Source organism: Aestuariivita sp., from assembly GCF_021404545.1.
Taxonomy (GTDB): Bacteria; Pseudomonadota; Alphaproteobacteria; order Rhodobacterales; family Rhodobacteraceae; genus Aestuariivita.
Map to the genome: position 1 here is coordinate 126,583 of NZ_JAAWWD010000004.1, position 17,596 is coordinate 144,178.

21 protein-coding genes and 1 riboswitch are annotated in these 17,596 nt (G+C 63.0%); of the genes, 6 read left to right on the forward strand and 15 right to left on the reverse strand.

The annotated features are described in order from the left end of the window. The first annotated feature begins 3 nt into the window (after positions 1-3). The 5 genes from HEP69_RS03855 (at position 4) to hisD (ending at position 5,788) form a co-directional block, all read left to right on the forward strand. Positions 4-804, forward strand: a complete 801-nt coding sequence (locus HEP69_RS03855) for an amino acid racemase (protein WP_366111297.1) — start codon at positions 4-6, stop codon at positions 802-804. Further along, positions 798-1,760: a glycine betaine ABC transporter substrate-binding protein gene (locus HEP69_RS03860; RefSeq protein ID WP_290557200.1), complete on the forward strand. Its 963-nt coding sequence runs from the start codon at positions 798-800 to the stop codon at positions 1,758-1,760. The genes HEP69_RS03855 and HEP69_RS03860 overlap by 7 nt, the downstream gene beginning before the upstream one ends. A gap of 84 nt (positions 1,761-1,844) precedes the next feature. Continuing rightward, positions 1,845-2,879, forward strand: coding sequence for a glycine betaine/L-proline ABC transporter ATP-binding protein (locus tag HEP69_RS03865; protein ID WP_290557201.1), 1,035 nt, complete (start codon positions 1,845-1,847; stop codon positions 2,877-2,879). Further along, on the forward strand, positions 2,876-4,441 hold the full coding sequence (locus HEP69_RS03870; RefSeq protein ID WP_290557202.1) for an ABC transporter permease subunit: 1,566 nt from the start codon (positions 2,876-2,878) through the stop codon (positions 4,439-4,441). The genes HEP69_RS03865 and HEP69_RS03870 overlap by 4 nt, the downstream gene beginning before the upstream one ends. Before the next feature lie 30 nt (positions 4,442-4,471). Further along, on the forward strand, positions 4,472-5,788 hold the full coding sequence (gene hisD, locus HEP69_RS03875) for a histidinol dehydrogenase (RefSeq protein WP_290557203.1): 1,317 nt from the start codon (positions 4,472-4,474) through the stop codon (positions 5,786-5,788). 102 nt (positions 5,789-5,890) lie between these two features. Here hisD and HEP69_RS03880 read toward each other — a convergent pair whose 3' ends face one another. From HEP69_RS03880 to HEP69_RS03895, 4 genes are read right to left on the reverse strand one after another with little or no spacing between them, the layout of a single operon-like run. Beyond that, positions 5,891-6,718, reverse strand: a complete 828-nt coding sequence (locus HEP69_RS03880; RefSeq protein ID WP_290557204.1) for a heme ABC transporter ATP-binding protein — start codon at positions 6,716-6,718, stop codon at positions 5,891-5,893. Between the two features lies 1 nt (position 6,719). Beyond that, entirely contained in the window at positions 6,720-7,802 is a 1,083-nt protein-coding gene (locus HEP69_RS03885) for an iron ABC transporter permease (protein WP_290557205.1), read from the reverse strand. Beyond that, positions 7,795-8,691 (reverse strand): ABC transporter substrate-binding protein, encoded by an 897-nt coding sequence (locus HEP69_RS03890; protein ID WP_290557206.1) that lies wholly within the window; start codon positions 8,689-8,691, stop codon positions 7,795-7,797. Before HEP69_RS03890 ends, HEP69_RS03885 begins: the two co-directional genes overlap by 8 nt. Further along, the gene (locus HEP69_RS03895) at positions 8,691-9,746 is read right to left on the reverse strand and encodes a ChuX/HutX family heme-like substrate-binding protein (RefSeq protein WP_290557207.1); all 1,056 of its coding nucleotides are present in this window, start codon (positions 9,744-9,746) and stop codon (positions 8,691-8,693) included. Before HEP69_RS03895 ends, HEP69_RS03890 begins: the two co-directional genes overlap by 1 nt. A 224-nt stretch (positions 9,747-9,970) precedes the next feature. Here HEP69_RS03895 and HEP69_RS03900 point away from each other — a divergent pair, with 224 nt between their 5' ends. Beyond that, positions 9,971-11,965 carry a TonB-dependent receptor gene (locus tag HEP69_RS03900; RefSeq protein WP_290557208.1) on the forward strand — a complete coding sequence of 665 codons (1,995 nt, stop codon included), beginning with the start codon at positions 9,971-9,973 and terminating at the stop codon, positions 11,963-11,965. A 60-nt stretch (positions 11,966-12,025) separates the two neighbouring features. Here HEP69_RS03900 and HEP69_RS03905 read toward each other — a convergent pair whose 3' ends face one another. From HEP69_RS03905 to HEP69_RS03950, 11 genes are all read right to left on the reverse strand, one after another. Further along, positions 12,026-13,039 (reverse strand): TonB family protein, encoded by a 1,014-nt coding sequence (locus tag HEP69_RS03905; RefSeq protein WP_290557209.1) that lies wholly within the window; start codon positions 13,037-13,039, stop codon positions 12,026-12,028. Further along, positions 13,036-13,422 carry a biopolymer transporter ExbD gene (locus HEP69_RS03910; RefSeq protein WP_290557210.1) on the reverse strand — a complete coding sequence of 129 codons (387 nt, stop codon included), beginning with the start codon at positions 13,420-13,422 and terminating at the stop codon, positions 13,036-13,038. The genes HEP69_RS03905 and HEP69_RS03910 overlap by 4 nt, the downstream gene beginning before the upstream one ends. Beyond that, on the reverse strand, positions 13,422-13,787 hold the full coding sequence (locus tag HEP69_RS03915) for a biopolymer transporter ExbD (protein ID WP_290557211.1): 366 nt from the start codon (positions 13,785-13,787) through the stop codon (positions 13,422-13,424). Before HEP69_RS03915 ends, HEP69_RS03910 begins: the two co-directional genes overlap by 1 nt. Further along, a complete protein-coding gene (locus HEP69_RS03920) occupies positions 13,780-14,424 on the reverse strand; it encodes a MotA/TolQ/ExbB proton channel family protein (protein WP_290557212.1) in 645 nt (214 codons plus the stop codon). The genes HEP69_RS03915 and HEP69_RS03920 overlap by 8 nt, the downstream gene beginning before the upstream one ends. Beyond that, a complete protein-coding gene (locus HEP69_RS03925) occupies positions 14,421-14,843 on the reverse strand; it encodes a hypothetical protein (protein WP_290557213.1) in 423 nt (140 codons plus the stop codon). Before HEP69_RS03925 ends, HEP69_RS03920 begins: the two co-directional genes overlap by 4 nt. Positions 14,844-15,354: 511 nt before the next feature. Then, positions 15,355-15,657: a hypothetical protein gene (locus tag HEP69_RS03930; RefSeq protein ID WP_290557214.1), complete on the reverse strand. Its 303-nt coding sequence runs from the start codon at positions 15,655-15,657 to the stop codon at positions 15,355-15,357. A gap of 101 nt (positions 15,658-15,758) precedes the next feature. Then, a riboswitch (cobalamin riboswitch) is annotated at positions 15,759-15,982 on the reverse strand. Between the two features lie 87 nt (positions 15,983-16,069). After that, the gene (locus tag HEP69_RS03935) at positions 16,070-16,525 is read right to left on the reverse strand and encodes an alpha/beta hydrolase (protein WP_290557215.1); all 456 of its coding nucleotides are present in this window, start codon (positions 16,523-16,525) and stop codon (positions 16,070-16,072) included. A 21-nt stretch (positions 16,526-16,546) separates the two neighbouring features. Beyond that, positions 16,547-16,759: a hypothetical protein gene (locus tag HEP69_RS03940; RefSeq protein WP_290557216.1), complete on the reverse strand. Its 213-nt coding sequence runs from the start codon at positions 16,757-16,759 to the stop codon at positions 16,547-16,549. An 83-nt stretch (positions 16,760-16,842) separates the two neighbouring features. Next, positions 16,843-17,133 (reverse strand): hypothetical protein, encoded by a 291-nt coding sequence (locus tag HEP69_RS03945; protein WP_290557217.1) that lies wholly within the window; start codon positions 17,131-17,133, stop codon positions 16,843-16,845. Next, complete coding sequence (locus HEP69_RS23695; RefSeq protein WP_366111298.1) at positions 17,130-17,246, reverse strand: hypothetical protein; 117 nt, start codon at positions 17,244-17,246, stop codon at positions 17,130-17,132. Before HEP69_RS23695 ends, HEP69_RS03945 begins: the two co-directional genes overlap by 4 nt. Continuing rightward, the coding region (locus HEP69_RS03950) for a hypothetical protein (protein ID WP_290557218.1) at positions 17,246-17,596 on the reverse strand (351 nt) is incomplete at its 5' end. The genes HEP69_RS23695 and HEP69_RS03950, both read right to left, overlap by 1 nt.

The window sequence follows — 17,596 nt, forward strand, 5'->3', positions numbered from 1 at the left end:
CAGGTGCGACGCCGGGTCGGCATATTGGGCGGTATGGGCCCGGAGGCGACAGTCCTTCTGATGCAGAAGGTGATTGCGGCGACGGCTGCTGCGGATGATGCCGATCACATCCCGCTGCTGGTGGATCAGAACCCGCAGGTGCCATCGCGTATTGCCCGCCTGATCGAAGGGAAGGGTGCCGATCCCGGTCCTGTCCTGGTGGAGATGGCCGAACGGCTTGTCGCGGCCGGGGCCGAGGCGCTGGCCATGCCCTGCAACACAGCCCATCATTTCGCGCCGCAGATCGCGTCAGCGGTCGAGGTGCCGTTCCTGGACATGGTGGCGCTGTCGGTTGCCAAAGCCCGTGAACGCGCAGGCGCGGGCGGCAAGGTCGGTATCCTCGCCTCTCCGGCCATTCGCCGCGTTGGCCTTTTCGACGCGGCGCTTGCGCAGGCCGGCCTTGAGGCGGTCTATCCCGATGACGAGGCCGCCCTTCTGGCCGCGATCCGTCAGATCAAGGCCGAAGGCCCCGTGGCGCTGGCGCGCACGACGCTGGCCTCTGCCTCTGCCTGCGTGCTGGCAGCCGGTGCGCAGGTGCAATTGATCGCCTGTACCGAGTTTTCCTTGATTTCGAGCGCTCTTCCAGAGGACGTTCGACCGATTGACACGCTCGATCGGCTCGTTGCCGAGATCATCCGTTTTTCAACCGGGCACAGTCGGCAAACGCCGACACGCCCAGCAATAGGGACCGCCGCGCACAGGTCGGGCGCCGTGTCCCCCAAAAATAAATCCGACCAACAGGGAAAGGAAATAACCCCATGTTGACATCGACGGTACGTGCAACCCTTGTCGCCAGCGCGCTGAGCGTTGCGGGCATCGGCACCGCAAGCGCCCAGGATCTGGTGCTGGGCATGCCGAACTGGCCCTCAGGCGTGGCAACCTCGCATATCCTGGCGCAAGTGATCGAAGAGAATTTTGGCCTGGAAGTCGAACTGCAAAGCGGCACAAACCCCATTATCTTCGAGGCGATGGATTCAGGTTCCATGCATATGCATCCCGAAGTCTGGCTGCCAAATCAGCAGAACCTGCATGACACCTATGTGCAGGAGCGTGGCACCGTGGTGATGAACGACAACCCCGTGCAGGCGCGTCAGGGCATGTGTGTGCCCGCCCATGTGGTGGACAAATACGGCATCACCTCGATCGAGGATCTGACCGATCCCGACAAGATGGCCGCCTTCGACACCGATGGCGATGGCACACCGCAGGTCTGGATCGGCGCGCCGGGCTGGGCCTCGACGGTCATCGAGCGCATCCGCGGACGGTCATATGGCTATGACGCTGTGATGGATCTGGAAGAGTATGACGAATCCGTCGCTTACGCGGCGCTGGCGGCATCGGTCGACACTGAAGGACCCTGGATCGGCTTCTGTTATGAGCCGCACTTCATCTTCGTGGCCTATGACATGGTCTATCTCGATGAGCCCGCGCATGATCCGGCGACCTGGAACATCGTGCAGCCCACCGATGACCCCCAGTGGCTGGACAAATCCATGGCCTCGACCGCCTGGAAAGGGGCCACTTTGCACCTGCACTATTCCGCAGAAGTGTCGGAGAACTACCCCGAGGTGGCAGCCCTCTTTGATGCCTATCAGATCCCTTCCGATGCGTTGTCGGCCATGGGTCTTGAGCTCTCGCTCAACGACATGGAGCCCGAAGACTTTGCGGCTCAGTGGATCGCTGCAAACGAAGATGTCGTTCTCGGCTGGCTGACGAATTAAGCCAGGCGGCGCACATGCAGGGGCTGCGCGACAGACAATCTTGCGCAGCCCTCACACCTATACCCTTCACCTGGGAAACCGATCATGAGCGAAGCCGTTGTTGAACTGACGGACGTCTGGAAGGTATTTGGCAATCGCAGTGCCGAAACCATCGACGCCGCCAAAACGCGAGGTTTGACCAAACCTCAGGCCCTGGATGAATTCGGCACCGTTATCGGCGTGCGAGAAGCGACATTTTCTGTCTCTCGCGGCGAGATCTTCTGTATCATGGGCCTTTCGGGATCGGGAAAATCGACCCTGGTGCGCCATGTCAATCGATTAATCGAACCCAGTGCGGGCACGATCAAGGTGCTGGGCGAGGACGTCGGCAAGAAAAACGCCAAGGAACTGCGCGAGATGCGCGCCAAACATATTGGCATGGTCTTTCAGCACATGGCCCTGATGCCGCACCGGTCGGTGCGCGAGAACGTGGCATATCCCTTGGAAATTCGCGGAGTGCCGAAATCGCGCCGCTGGGCCGTGTCGCAACATACGCTGAACCTTGTGAACCTCGACGGGTATGAAGACCGCCTCCCGCGCGAGTTGTCGGGCGGTATGCAGCAGCGTGTGGGGATCGCCCGCGCGCTGGCTTCGGACCCTGAAATCCTGTTGATGGACGAGCCGTTCTCGGCGCTGGATCCGCTGATCCGGTTGCAGTTGCAGGATCAGTTCAAGTCGCTGGTCGAAGATCTGAAAAAGACCACGCTTTTTATCACGCATGACCTGGATGAGGCGATCCGCATCGGCCACCGCATTGCGATCATGAAAGACGGTGTGATCGTTCAGATCGGCACCCCAGAAGAGATCGTGACGCAGCCTGCCGACGAGTATGTGCGCGAGTTCGTGCAGGGGATCAGCCGCCTTAAACTGGTGCGTGCCCATACGATCATGGAACCTCTGACAGGCGACACTACGGCCCTGAATGGCGCGCCGCGTGCCGACGGGGACAGCGATCTCGATATGCTGATCGACATTTCTGTCAGCACGGACGGGCCAATCATCATCACTGACGCGGGCCGCGAAGTCGGCCTTGTCAGCAAGGAAACGCTGCTGCGCGGCATTCAAGGGGGCAAGGCATGACGGATACGGCACAGGCCCCACGGGCGGCCAATGTTGCAGAGATCACGGCAGACCGCGAAGCGATTGATGCGTCGATCGCGGAGTTCACCGGCCAGAACGCAACCTATTATCAAAAGGCCTTCCTGAAGATCCAGGAATCAACCGGTCCTTTTGCCTTCACCTTCAACATGGCAGCTGCTCTTCTCGGGCCGCTTTGGTCCGCAGGGCGTGGCCTGTGGGGCGGTTTTTGGGGTTTTCTGATCCTCGAAATCATTGCCTGGGTCCAGATCGGGCGCGGCAGCTGGGGCGAACTGGGTGCACAAAACCTGGCGCGTGCCACGCAACAAGAGGGTCGCGCACAGGAATTTCTGGATCGCGCAGCGGAAGCGGAAGCCGCCGGGCAGGATCCGACCCGCTTTCAAACGCTGGGCGATAACCTGATGCGCGCAGCCGAACGCAGCCGCGAAGAAGCCGCAGCGCTTGCCGCAGACAGCATTCAGATCCTGCTTCTTGGGTTGGCTCTTCTTGTCGTCCTGCGCGTCGCACAAGGTTTTTGGGCCAATGGGGCGCTGGAGCGGAAATACGAAGAATGGCGGATTGAACCCGAGACCGTTCAATCGGGATGGAGCACGCGCAACCTTGCCTGGGGTATCTTCCTTGCCTTGATCATCGCACCGCTGACTGTCTATCGCTTTACGGTCGATGACGTCACAGACTGGCTCACGACCTTTCCGGCCAACCCCGATGTCTATGGTAATTCCGCCCGATGGCTGGAAGGTGTGATCGACGCCGCCGCCATCAGCGGGGCAGGGGCCTTTGACGGCATCGTGCTGGGTATCCGACAGGTTCTCAACGCGATCTCTCTGGCACTGATTGGCACACCCTGGCCGGTTGTTATGGCGGTGATTTTCGTCGTCGCCTGGCGGTCGGCCGGGCCGCGTGTGGCCATCTTTACCGCCGGCGCGCTCGCCTATATCGCGTTGCTGGGCTATTGGGAAATCGCGATGGAGACGGTGGCGCTGGTCGGCGCGGCTGTGGTTTTGTGTGTGGCCATCGGGATTCCGCTGGGCATCTGGTTCGGCAAATCCGCGCGGGCCTACCGGTTCGCTGAACCGGTTCTTGACCTGATGCAGACGCTGCCCGCGTTTGTCTATCTGATTCCGATCATCGCCTTTTTCGGCACCGGAAACCCGCCGGGTATTCTGGCCACGATCATCTTCGGCATGCCGCCCGTGATCCGCTTGACGGCGTTGGGCATGCGCGGCGTCCCCGAAAGCATCAAGGAGGCCGCAGCAGCCTTCGGCGCATCGAACTGGCAGATTCTGCGCGATGTCGAGTTGCCGCTGGCCACTCCGTCAATCATGACCGGCGTGAACCAGACGATCCTGATGTGCCTGTCGATGGTCGTGATCATCTCGCTCATCGGGGGCGGAGGTCTGGGCCAGGTGATCCTCGAGGCGCTGCAATTCGCGGCCAAGGGACCGGGCATTCTGGGCGGTCTTGCGATCCTCTTTGTCGCGATGGTCATCGACCGCATCGTGCAGGGGGCTTTCCGCCGCAAGGACCTCAAGCAAGAGCACTAAGTCGGCCGCCCGGCCCAGGAGATATTCGCGATGGCAATCACCTACCTCAAGAAGGCCCACCGCACCGCACAGAGCGGGCAGACCGATGTCCAGGCCACGGTGCATGACATGCTGGCCCGGATCGATGCCGAGCGGGAGGAGGCGGTGGGTGCCTATGCCCGCAGCCTCGACAAATGGGACGGGCCGCTGATCCTGTCGGAGGCGGATCGCGCCCGCGCCACCTCTCTGGTCCCGGATCAGCTCAAGGACGATATCCGGTTTGCGCACCGCAACATTCGGCGCTTTGCCGAGGCGCAGAAGGCCACGATCATGGATTGCGATATCGAGATCTTGCCGGGCCTGCGCGCGGGGCAAAAGCAGATCCCGGTCACGGCTGCGGGATGTTACGTGCCGGGCGGGCGTTATGCCCATATCGCCAGCGCGATCATGACGATCACCACTGCGAAAGTCGCGGGCGTGACCCATATCGCCGCCTGTTCTCCGCCGCGCCCAGGTATCGGCATCCCGCCCGCGATCCTCTTTGCGATGGATCTGTGTGGTGCCGATGTGATCCTGAACCTTGGCGGCGTGCAGGGCGTAGCGGCGATGGCCAAAGGTCTCTTTGGTCTGCCCAATGCCGACATCCTCGTGGGCCCCGGCAACCAATATGTGGCCGAGGCCAAGCGCATTCTTTACGGACAGGTGGGGATCGACATGTTCGCAGGTCCCACCGACAGCATGATCCTGGCCGATCACACCGCCGATCCCGATCTTGTCGCGTGGGATCTCGTGGGGCAGGCCGAGCATGGCTATAACTCCCCGGTCTGGCTGGCCACGACCGAGCGGAACCTGGCCGAACGGGTGCTCGAACTGGTGCCGGGTCTGATCGACCAGCTTCCCGAGGTGAACGCGACCAATGCGCGCGCGGCCTGGTCCGATTACGCCGAGGTCATCCTTTGCGACACCCGCGAAGAAATGGCGCGGATGGCCGATGATTACGCGCCCGAGCATCTGCACGTACAGGCAGCATGCCTCGACTGGTGGCTGGATCGTCTGGTCGCGTATGGCTCGCTCTTTCTGGGCGAAGAAACCACGGTCGCCTTCGGGGACAAATCGTCGGGTCCCAACCATGTCCTGCCAACCTCAGGTGCGGCGCGTTACACCGGGGGGCTGTCGGTGCATAAATTCATGAAGACCGTCACCTGGCAGCGCGCCACCCGAGATGCATCACGCGCCCTTGCGCAGGCGACGGCGCGCATCTCCCGGTTGGAAGGAATGGAAGGTCACGCACGAACTGCCGATGTCCGGCTGGCCAAGTTCTTTCCCGGAGAGGTGTTTGACCTCACACCCAACGACGATGCGGCGTGAGACGACCCTTTGGGCGGGCCGCTGCGGACGATCCCGATAGGTGTCATAGACACCGCCGCCACACGCGGCCCGGATGCCGTTGCAGCGGCAAGGCCCGGTGTTTCACGCGCTGATTGCACTCGCGCTCTGGGGTGGTTTGTCGCTTTTATGTGTTCCGGGTCCGCCGGGGGCGGAGCGCAGCTCAAAGGCCAGTGACAGCATACGCCGCACGGTTTCGTCGATCTCATAGACTTCGGCCAAAAGCTCTTCGGCGATAACGGTTTCGGGGGGCCCGGACGCCAGGATGCGCCCTTTGGAAAAAAGGATCACGTGATCGGCGAACATCGCGGTCAGATTGAGATCGTGAATGATCGCCACCACGCCGCCGCCCTGATCGGCAAAGGCGCGCGCCACGCGCATCACATCCAACTGATGCCCGATATCGAGGCTGGAGACGGGCTCATCGAGGAACATCCAGCGCGGCTCCGCTTCCACCACCGGGTGCCAGACCTGCGACAACACGCGGGCAAGATGGACCCGCTGTGCCTCGCCCCCCGAAAGCTCCTGGAAAAAGCGGTTGGCATAGCCTGCCAGCCCGACCCGGTCCAGCGCCGCGAGGGGGATGGTGTCGTCAAGCGCTTCGGCGCCCGATCGCAGGCCCATGCGCACCACCTCGATCACGGTGAACGGAAAGGCGAGAGTAGAGGCCTGGGGCAGCACCGCGCGCAGTGTCGCCAGCTCCCAGGGCTGCATGGTGATGCAATCGCGCCCACCCAGCGCGACCACGCCGCTATGCTCCAACTCTCCGGTCAGCGCCTTGAGGCAGGTGGTCTTTCCCGAGCCATTGGGCCCGATGATCGCGGTGAGCGCGCCGGGCCGCGCGGTCAGGCTGACGTCATGCAGGACCGTGCGGCGGCCGTATTTGGCCGTGATATTGCGAGCTGAGAGCATGTTACAAATCCACCACGTTGCGCCGCTGCAAAAGGATCCACAAAAAGACCGGGCCACCCAGAACGGCGGTGACGATCCCGATGGGTAATTCGGCCGGCGAGATGATCGTGCGCGAGATCATATCCGCCACGATCAACAGCGTGGCACCCAGCAAGGCTGCGTTGATCAAAAGCGTCCGGTGATCCGGTCCGGTGACCAGGCGCAGGATATGCGGCACCACGATGCCGATGAACCCGATCCCGCCCGACACCGCAACCGCGGCCCCGGTGGCGGCGGCCACCAACAGGACGCACCAGCGTTTGAGCTGCTGTACGTCAAAGCCCAGATGCGAGGCGGTCGCCTCTCCCAGGGCCAACCCGTTCAGCCCACGGCCCAGCCGGTTGGCCAAGAGCAGCGCGCCCAGAATGATCGGGCCCGCGATCATGAGCTTGTCCCAGCTTGACCCTGTGAGCGAGCCGAGTTGCCAGAAATTCAACTCGCGCAATTGCAGGTCGTCCGCCCGGAAGATCAACAGCCCGACCAGCGCCATGGTCAGCGCCGCAATCGCGATGCCGCCCAGTAGCATCGTGGCGACCGAGGTCTGACCGCGCCGGGTGGCGATCCGGTAGAGCAGGACCATCGTCGCCCAGGCCCCGACGAACGCGGCCAGCGGAACCAGCGCGCCGCCGGTCCAGGCCAGTACAGCCACGGGCAGCGATGCGCCCAGCACAATCGCGCCGACGGCCCCCAGCGTGGCCCCGGCACTGACCCCCACAAGCCCCGGATCGGCCAATGGGTTACGAAACAGCCCCTGCATCAGCGCGCCGGACACCGCCAGGGCCGCCCCTACCGCGATGCCCATCAGCAAACGCGGCAGGCGGATATCCCACAACACGACCCGCTCCATCTGGGTCAGCGGTTCTCCGGTCACAAGTTTCAGGCCGATGCTCTGCAACGAGACATCCGTCGCCCCCACGCCAAGGCTGAAGATCGCGGTGACCCCCAGCAGAATTGCGAGCCACAGATGAGCCGCGCGGGCCCGGCGCAGCCGGTCATCGGGGGCGGGCGCGCGGGCGACCTGCGCGTCAACGGTTGCATCAACCATCATAAAGCTGCCGGTTGAGTTGCGTGACGGCCTCGGCGGTGCGCGGACCAAAGCCCAGTAACAAAAGCCCGTTCATGCGAATGATCGCATCATTGGCCGCCGCCGGTGTGGTCTGCATCGCGGGCATGGAAAAGAGGACGTCATCCTCGACCGAGTGATTGCCGTCGCGGTCCATCATCAGCACCACATCGGGGGCGGCGGCGGCGATGGCCTCGGCGGTGACGGGTTTGTAGCCCTCGAACTGGGTCATCGCGTTCTGGCCACCGGCCATGCGGATGATCCCATCGGCGGCCGTGCCGGTGCCGGAGGCGAGGATCCGCCCGCCCTGGGTGCTTAGGATAAACAGGACGCGCTTGGGGGCGTCCGTTACCGCGGCCGATTTGGCTTCGGCGGCGCGCAGATCCGCGTCGATCCGGTCGGCAAGCGCGTTTGCCTTGGTCGCCACGTCCAGCGCCTCGCCCACCGCGCGGATCTTGGCCACGACCGCCTCGCGGCTATAGCCGTTTGGCACGGTCACCATCTCGATCTGTGCCGCTTCGAGGACCTCGACCGCCTCTGGCGGACCGGCGCCCCCTTCGGTGATAATCAGTTCGGGTGATACCGAGAGTACCCCTTCGGGCGAGAGCGCGCGCACATAGCCGACATCCGGCAGATCCTGCGCCTGCGGCGGATAGGTCGAGGTCGTGTCACGCGCGACGAGCCTGTGTTCCTGGCCCAGAGCATAGACGATCTCGGTGACCGAGCCGCCGATGGCGACCACATTGGCCTTTTTGCTTGGAGCGGAATAGGCTTGTTCGGCCGAAATCCACAGGGCAATCGCCGCACCCCAAAAGACGGTCAGGGCAACGGCCAGAAAAAGACCGTTCTCTGATCTGCGGTTTGCGCGCATCAGGCCGTCTCCTCGGTTTTGAGAGACGTAAGACCGGTAACGATATCCTGCCAGGCGGGACGGCTGTCGCGCCCTTCCTTGCCCAGGCCAAAGATCTGGAAGATCAGCGCACCCGCGTTATCGAACGCTTCGACCGAGACGGCCTTGCCGCGTTGGGTGGGCTTGTCCACTGCCCAAACCTCGGCCACGTGATCGAGCCGCAGGTGCAGGTTAAAGCCGGGGTCCATCACATTTTGCCAGGGGCCCATGGGGCTGAGCGTCTCGATCGGACCGGAATGGATCTGGATGCAGCCGCGATTGCCGACAAAGACCATCACGTCGATTTCGCGGTCGCGGATCGCGTGCAGCATCTGGTCGACCGCCGATGGGTCAAGCGCACGCACGAACGGCGCCCCGGCGATCCGGTAGGCCCCCAGCCGGTTCATCTTGAGCTTGGAGGCCAGGCGCAGGAACTGATGGGTGTCGGTCATCTTTGCCCACTCCTTGCGCAGGATGCCCAGACGGTCGGGATTGGACTTGGCCGCTTCGGGCGGCACGCGGGTCGCAACCTCTATGATCTGGGGCTGCTCGGGTTCGGCCAGCGTGGTCTTGAGCCTGTCCCAGGCCGCAAGATCGGAGCCCGCGCGCAGGAAGATCTTGTGCACCGCGTCGCCCGCCGCATCAAAGATCTGAAGGCTGCGGCGCAGGCCCTGTTCGGTCTCTTTCTCGACCATATAGCCGTGCTGCCAATGCGATGGAAACATCCGCAGGTCGATCTCTTCGGTCAGCACCATCGCGGCGTGCGCTCCGGGGTGGTAGTTGTCATAGACCCCGACTTTTTCATGCACACAGGATGGGTTACGGGTCAGCGCCATCACCTCTCCCAGCTCTTGGGCGGCGGCCATCACGGTGTCGGGGTGGGCGGGGATGCGCGTCGCGCCATGCCCGGTATGGGCCGCGATCAACTGGGCTTCGCTCAGATCGAGCTTTGCGGCCAGATCGCGTTCGCGCATCTTGGGATTGTCGTCGCGAAATACGCGCACCTGGAAAGGGTCATAGAGAGGGGTATCGGCCATAAGCGTCCCGTTTCGTCTTTAGCGTGGGGAGGGTATGGCTGCGCGTGGCCCGTCCGGGCGACCGTGGCTCTGGCGCTCGCGCGCCGTTTATAGTTGACACATTTAGTCGGAATTATTACCCAGTGCAAGGGTCCGTTAAAACATGCGGACGCCATACATCTTATAATAGTCGCCACGCCAGCCACTTGCGAGCTTCGACATAGCCAGCATGCAAGGGGACAAGAATGCGTGTGAGACAACCATGGGCCGCATTACGCGGCGGCGTCGCGATTGGCGCGATCTGCGCCGTGATCAATCCGGCCACCGCCCAAGAGGCCGAAGATGGATTTCTGGGAACCATCGCTTTGGGAGAAAGCAAGCGTGAGGTGCAGACCGATACCGCGACACCGGTCACCGTCGTGGATCAAGAGGAGATTGAGGACCGGCAGGCGGGCACCGTTGCCGAACTGATCGATTCAGTGCCCGGGGTGACGCTGGTCAACGGGGACACCCCCCAAGGGTCGGGCATTAACCTGCGCGGGTTCGGATCGAACGAGACCTTCGGCACGGATCAAAAGGTGCTTATCCAGATTGATGGTGCCACCCGTGGTTCCGAGGAGATCTACCGGATCGGCAACCAGCTTTTTACCGATCCGTATCTTTATCGCGAGGTCGAGGTTATTCGCGGCACGGTGGGGTCCTATGAGTTCGGCTCGGGGGTGATTGGCGGTGTGGTCCGGCTGGAGACGATCAATGCCAGCGATGTCACCGGGGGGGAGCCGGGTTTCGCATTCCGCCAGAACCTGGAGTTCACCTCGAACGGCGAAGGCATCACCAGCTCCTCCACCTTTGCCTATCAGCTCGATGATTACCTTGAGCTTTTGGTGAACTACACGCGCCGCACGCTGGATGTGCGCGACGATGGCGACGGCAACCCGATCAACCCGTTGGGCAGTGAAGTCGACAACCCCTCTTATCTGGTCAAGGCGCGCTATAGGTTCGGGACGAATATGGATCAGTCGCTGACCTTCTCGTTGACCGATACCCAGGCCGATGAGTTCGATGTACCGTATGAGACCTTCGGCTCGCTCGATTTCGGGAACGTGGATCGGCAAACCCGCGACCGCGTGATCTCCCTGCGGTACAACTACAATCCCGTCGACAACCCGCTGATCGATCTGGATGTCGAACTGGTTTATGCCGATCAGGAGATCGACCAGGTCCCTGTAGGCCCTCCCGGCTTCTCGTTCGGTCTGCGGGATGCCGATCATCAGTATGAGACGACCACTTTCCGCGTCCGCAACAGGGCGATGTTCGTGACCGGAGCGGTGGATCACGATCTGCGAACCGGCATCGAGTTCATTCGTCGCGAACGCGCGGATGCGTCATCGGCCCCGGGCGGTACGGATGACCGGGTGGCGATCTTCGCGGTCAATGACATGCGCTTCGGCAATTGGACGATCACGCCGGGCCTGCGCTATGAAACCTCCGATATCGAAGGCTCTACCGCGCCCAATGACGGCAGTTTCTCCAACAACGCGCTGATGGGGGGCCTGTCGGTCCGCTATGCGTTCGACAATGGCATCGCGGTCTTTGCCAGCGCGGCCTATACCGAAAACCTGCCGATCATCGACGATCTGAACAACACCCTTCTGATGACCCAATCCGAGAAATCCCGGACGTTTGAACTGGGGGCCTCATTTGATGGGTTCGACGTTTTTGCGGCGGGCGACAGGCTGTCGTTGAAAGGAACACTCTACGATTCCGCGCTTTGGGACGCGACCAGCTATCGCAGCTTGCCGCCTGGCAATTCTGTGACCGATGTGGACCGGCAGGGGTTTGAGCTTGAAGCCTCCTACGCGATGGAGAACGGGGTCTATATCGACAGCTATCTTGATGTGTCACGTGGCGATGCGACACGCGAAGCCTCCGGTGTGGAAGATTGGGAACAGAACCCCGCCAACAGCCTGGGTTTGACGGTTGGGCGCCGGTTCAACGAGGCCATCGACCTCAGCTGGGAAGTGGTGGCCAATCAGCGTTATGATCGTGGGCCTGACGTTTCTGCCGGGTATGCCGTGCACAACCTGCGCGCAACGTTCAGACCGCAGACCGGTGTCTGGGACGGAACCGAGATCCGCGTGGGTCTTGAGAACGTATTCGACAAGCAGTTCACGCGCCGTCTGTCTACCCGGCCTTCGGCGGGCCGGAACCTCAAGGTTTCCCTCGCCAAGACCTTCTGAGCGAGGGTCTCAATACGCAGGCGGCCCGATGGGGACATCCCTCGGGCCGTCTCATACGTCTCAGCTTGCGCCTTCGATGCGGATCGAAAAGCTGCGCCGCGCCCCGGTGGGGGGCGGTGGAAACGGCGCGGCGCGGCGGATAACACGCAAGGCCGCTTGATCGAGGGCTGCGGACCCCGAGCTTTGGGCCACGGATGCGCCGCTCAGCCCGCCCGAGCCGGAAATCGAGAACCGGATGATCGCCGTGCCGCGTGCGTCGACGCGGGGTTTCGGGACGCGGGCAATCTTGCGCATCACCTGACCGGGATAGTTTGAGGCGGCGGCATTGCCGCTGTCCTGTGCCTGTCCTGACGCGGTTGCCTGGCGCGCGGCGGTGGCCTGGCGGCTGCCGGTCGCGCTTCCGGCGTGGGCGTTTTGCGTGCTGTTGCCGCGCGCGGATTGTGCCGTGGGTTGCTTTGCCGCGTGCCTAGGGGTGTTGGCGCGTTTGACATGTTCGGGTCGCGCCGCCGGGCGCAGGGACCGGCCCAGCGGCTGCGTTGAGGCTGAGGCGACCAAGTCTGGCTCGACCTGACGCTCAAGTGCCTGGGTGGATTCAACCGCCAGCGCCTGGGTGGGTCTGGCTGTTGGCATTGCCTCCACAGGAACGGTCGGCGCTGGTATCGGCGCCGATGCGGTGGGGGGCACAGGAATCGGGGTCAAAGCCTCAGACGTCGCTGCCGGAGCGATATCGGCAGGGAGCGGGGTTGTGTAGGTTGGAGCCTTGATCGGTTGGACCAGCGGTGTCTCAGCCGGTATCGGTACAGGCTGGGCGGTTGCCACCGGCTGGGTCGGTTTTTGTGGCGATGCCTCGATCGCGGGTTCGGGCCGAACCATTTCCTGTTGCTTCACAGGTTCGGCGACCAGAGTGCCTGCCGCCAGATCGGCGAAACTGCCGCCGATGGCCGCTTCGGCCGCGCCGGTCTGGCCCTCGATCTGCGTCTCCTCGGCAGAGAACGCGGCCCAGCCTACCGCGGCATGAACGGCCACGGCAATGGCCAAGGCGCTGGTTTTGGCGATGGGCGATGTGACGATCATTCCAGGGCCCTCTGCGTCACGATCAACACCGCGCCCGCACCGGCGTCTTGCAACTCACGGGCCACCGCGACCAATCTGGCGGCAGGCACCGCGCGATCCGGAACCACACGCACGCTCTCGCGCGCCTGCTGCGGCAAGGCGGTGACAAAAGCGGCGGCCGAGTCGACCGGCCGTCCGCCATGGCGCATCTGCCCTTGTGCATCCAGCACCAGCGCGTCGGGCGGGGCGCGGCCTTCGAGATCACGCGTTTCAACCAGTTCAAGCGATCCGTCCAAAGGCTGGGCGAGGGTGCCCGCCACCATGAAAAACACAAGCATCAGAAAGACGATATTGATCAGCGCGATGGTCGGCTCTGCCTGGCGTTTGCGGCGCGCCGGGCGCATTATCCCGCCCCCAGAACCGACACGCGCAACCCGTCCTGGCTGCGCAGCGCCACCAGAAGATCGGTCAGGCGTTGCGCGCTGACCTCCGCCTGCAGGGCCACCAGCACGACCTGATCGGGCGCTGCATCCAGGCTGAGCGTATCCAACTGCTCGGCAATGCCGTTCACGGTCAGGCGGTCCTCAAAAAGCTGCACAAAGATCGGCGGTTCGTCCGATGCGGTCGCGCCGCCAGAGGCTGCGGCCAGCTCCACTTCGGCGAATGTCGAGAAGGTCGAGCTGAGCATGAAAAACAAAAGCAGGAGAAAGATCACGTCGATCAGTGACGTCATCGACAATCGCCTGCGGGATCTCTGGCGCCTAAGCATGGGCCGGGGTTCCGATGGCATCGGTACGCGCAGCCGTGGCTTGCGGGGCCAGAACCGTCTGGATCGCATGATCGGCAATCACGCGTTCGGCGTCCATACGGGCCTCGAACCAGCTATGGATCAGGGCGGTTGGCATGGCCACGGCCAGTCCCACGGCGGTTGTCAGCAGGGCCACCCATATACCGCCGGCCAGAATTGACGGATCCACCTGACTGCCTGCCGATTGCAGCGCCTGAAACGCTTCGATCATGCCCAGAACCGTTCCGAAAAGCCCCAAGAGCGGAGCAAGCTGAGCCACGCTGTCAAGTGCGCCCAACCCCCGTTCCAACCGGGAAAATCGCGCTTCGGCCTCGCTGGTCAGCCGGTCTGCGGCGCGCTGGGTAAAGGCCATGTCGATGACCGGTGCAAGATAGCTCTGGGAGCGCTCCAACGCCTGGTTCGCCCTTGTGCGGTCGCCTGAGTCCCATGCGGCCACTGCGTCTTTCAGCGCGCGGTGACGCCCGACGCCGGCCGCGCGAAACTGCCAGAGTTTGTAGAGCACGATGGCAAGCGTGCCGACCGACACGGCCATCAGGATCAAAACGACGGGCCCTCCGATCTCGGCGATGTCTTTCAGGGTCTGGCTCAACTCGGTCATCCGATCAGCCCCACCGCGATCCGGCTGGACACCGTCAGGCCTTCTCCGCAGGCGTCACCCGGAACATCCGGGGCGCGGCACGCATGCACCCCGTTGATCAGCAATCGCCCCAGCTCTGCGCATTGCAGACCCTGAACGACAAACTGGCGGACCCGGGGCAGCCCCGGGGGTAGCGCGCCAAAGTCAAACAGCGTCAGCCGATCCACAGCGCCGTCGGACTTGAACAAGACCGTCTCAAACACGGCCTGCTCCACCTCGGCGGCATGGCCGTTCACCGCGACAAAAGTCAGTTGACACCCGGCCTCGGCCTGTTGTGTGGCATTTAGTTCAATATCGAGATGTGCGCCGATGTCGCGTTCATCGGCGGCGATCGGGGTGGCCAACAGACCGACAACAACAGTGAGTGCAAAAAGGCGCATGACCTCTCCAGCCTAGCGGGGTTTGGAAGTTGACCCTGGCGTGCGGCCGGTGCCGTCTTGCTGGAGTGAGCTTGCATATTTCATCACAAAGCGGCCAGAACGGCAATACCTGATTAAAACACTAGGAATGAGAGTGTGTCATGTGGGCGCCCGTGTGACAGCCGTACCGAAAGATAGGTGGGATAACCCCTCAGGATCATCGCGTTACAGAGCGAGCGGAGCCTCAAGCAGCATCGCTCAGGCTGATTTTTGCGCGGCTCGCCCGGATCCACAGTGCCAGAACCACCGTCGGTCATGAGCCAATCGTCTGGCATTGGACGGGTTTCCAACCGGCGCCAGGTCTTGCCCCGATGGCCTAGCCTTCGTGGCTCCGGCGGGTTTGCCCGGGCAATCCTGGGCTGACGTCAGACCTACGCTTTTGGCGATGCGTGCCGGGTTTTTGGACTGCCATAAGCCATAAGAGGGCCTGACGACTGTTGCGGGAGGGGCGCAGCCAGGGCGCCCCGTGCCGTCAGTTCATCTGCCGCCGTCCGCGGGCGCCGCCGCGGCGATGTGGCGATGGCAGCGACAGATCCAGCGGTTCTGGCGGCATCCGCGTCGAGGCGACCAGCAGATCGCAGAACAGCGCAATCGCCGGGGCCTGCCGTCTGAGCGGCACCGCTTGCCGATAGGCGATCATGGCTTGCTGATGAAAATCGCTCTCACCGGGGAGCGCGCCAAGCCATTCCATAAAGCCAAGTTGGGCGAGCTCGGCGGCCCGCTCCGGGGCAATGCGCCGAATCTGCAGCCTCAGAAGAATTCGATCAAGAACCATTGCGCCCTCCGCGCGATGGGCAGGTCTGGCATGAGCAATCCAAAGTGTCACGGCGGTGCCGGTCGATCATCACAACGCTCCATGCCAGGCACCCCGCCTGGGTTGAATTGAGTTGCGATGGCAGGTCTCCTGACTTGCGGGTCTGGGCCATAGTCCGAACCTTCCCGGGCGTCTTGGGGTGCCCAGTGGTGTCCTTCGGTTGGCTCGCCGCCTACAGTTGCGGGGGCAGTCACGGAATAGGCGCGTCTTTCGACCCGCAGCACCGTGTTCCCTTTCAATCCCGCCCCGCCGAAGCAGTTTGGGAACCATCACTGATATTGGTAAGGAGAGCCGGTGCGGCTTGTCAATCCTCCTGTCACAGAACAGCGTCAGAATCAGGCAGCGGCGAAGTGTCGAGGGTCCGGCCGATCGCCTACAGCCATCGGAACGAAGGGCCCATAGTCGCTAGAAAGGCCCAGGGGCGTGCTGCGACACTTGTCCTGCCAAAAGGGCCCAAGCTGCCCAATCGGCTACAGGCTTGCGGATCGCCCGCGATCAGCTCCAGCGCGTTGAACCCTCCCAGTGACCAGCCAACGACCACTGGCCGTGTGATCCCGCGGGCTGACAGGATCTCTTCGGCGAGATCGCCATTGTCCGAGACACCATGCCCCGGCACGTCGAACGCGATCACCCTGTTGGTCTTGTGGAAATGGGCAAACTTATGCTCGAACGCCTCCTTGCAGGCGGAATTGCCGTGCAGAAACAGAATGTCGGGTCCTGTATGATCGACACTGGGCCGGTATCGGCGACGGCGATTTTGCCATGGCGGGTGGTAACGATCTCTTCGGTGACGCCCGGACGGGCCGCGCGATCGGCCTCGCTCCTCCAATCCAGGCTCTCCGCAACAGCATCACTGCAAAGGCCGCGAGGACAGGCCCCAAAGCGTGCCCAGCCCGCCCACCAACAGGATTGACAGGATCAGGGTCAAGCTGCCGATGCCAAAGATATCCGGCGACGCGACCGGGACGTAAGAGCCGTAAAACCCGCCCGCGATGCGCGCGAACAAGGCACCGATGACCAGCGTGGCGTGCCGTGTTTTCCATTCGGAGACACCGCGCGACATGCGGCAAGAGAGCCAGACCCAGCACGATCAGAATTGCCAGGATCAGACCGTTGGTGCGGTGAAAGGAGGGATCATAGCGCATGTCAGAAGGTTCTTTGATGGGTGCCGAAAAGGCCCGATAGCTTGATCGTCAGCACGATCGTCATCAGCGCGGCATGGATCGGGCTGGTGAAGCGCGCGATGCCGCCGAAGATCACCACGATCAGCGCCTTCATCAGTGGATCGGCCCCCACGGTGGGGTTGATGAACCGGATCGAGCCCACAAAATACCCCGCGATCCCCGCCATTGCGGCCGACAGGCCAAAGGTCAGCGCATAAAGCGCGCACAGCACCACGCCGCCGGTCAGCACGAACAGGAAACTCTCGATGCTCATGCGGCGCTGTCTCTGAACAGCATCGCCATCAGCGCGTCATGCGAGAGGCCCAGCGCTGATTCGTCGAGGATCATCAGCCGCGGATCGCCCAGAAGCCCGCAGGCGATGGCCACTATCTGCCGTCCCCCGCCTGAAAGATATCGGATCTTGCTGGACAGCCGTTCGCAGAGGCGGGGAAAAGGGTATGCACATGCTCCATCCGCACGCGGGTATCGCCGCGCCCATGGGCCGCGACCGGGGCAACGGCCAGGGTTTCCTCGACCCTCTTTTCGAGAAAGAGCAGGCCGCCTTCGGGCACATGGATCAGATCCGCGCGCGCCGCCGCTCTGGGGTTCATGCGCCGTCGGGTGACCGCATCGTAACTGAAATTGCGCGATTTGCGGCTGCCGCGCGCGCCGGGCCGGTTCAGCCGCTCGCCGCGAAAGATCACGTCACCGGTCCAGGGTCTGTTGAGATTCACTTT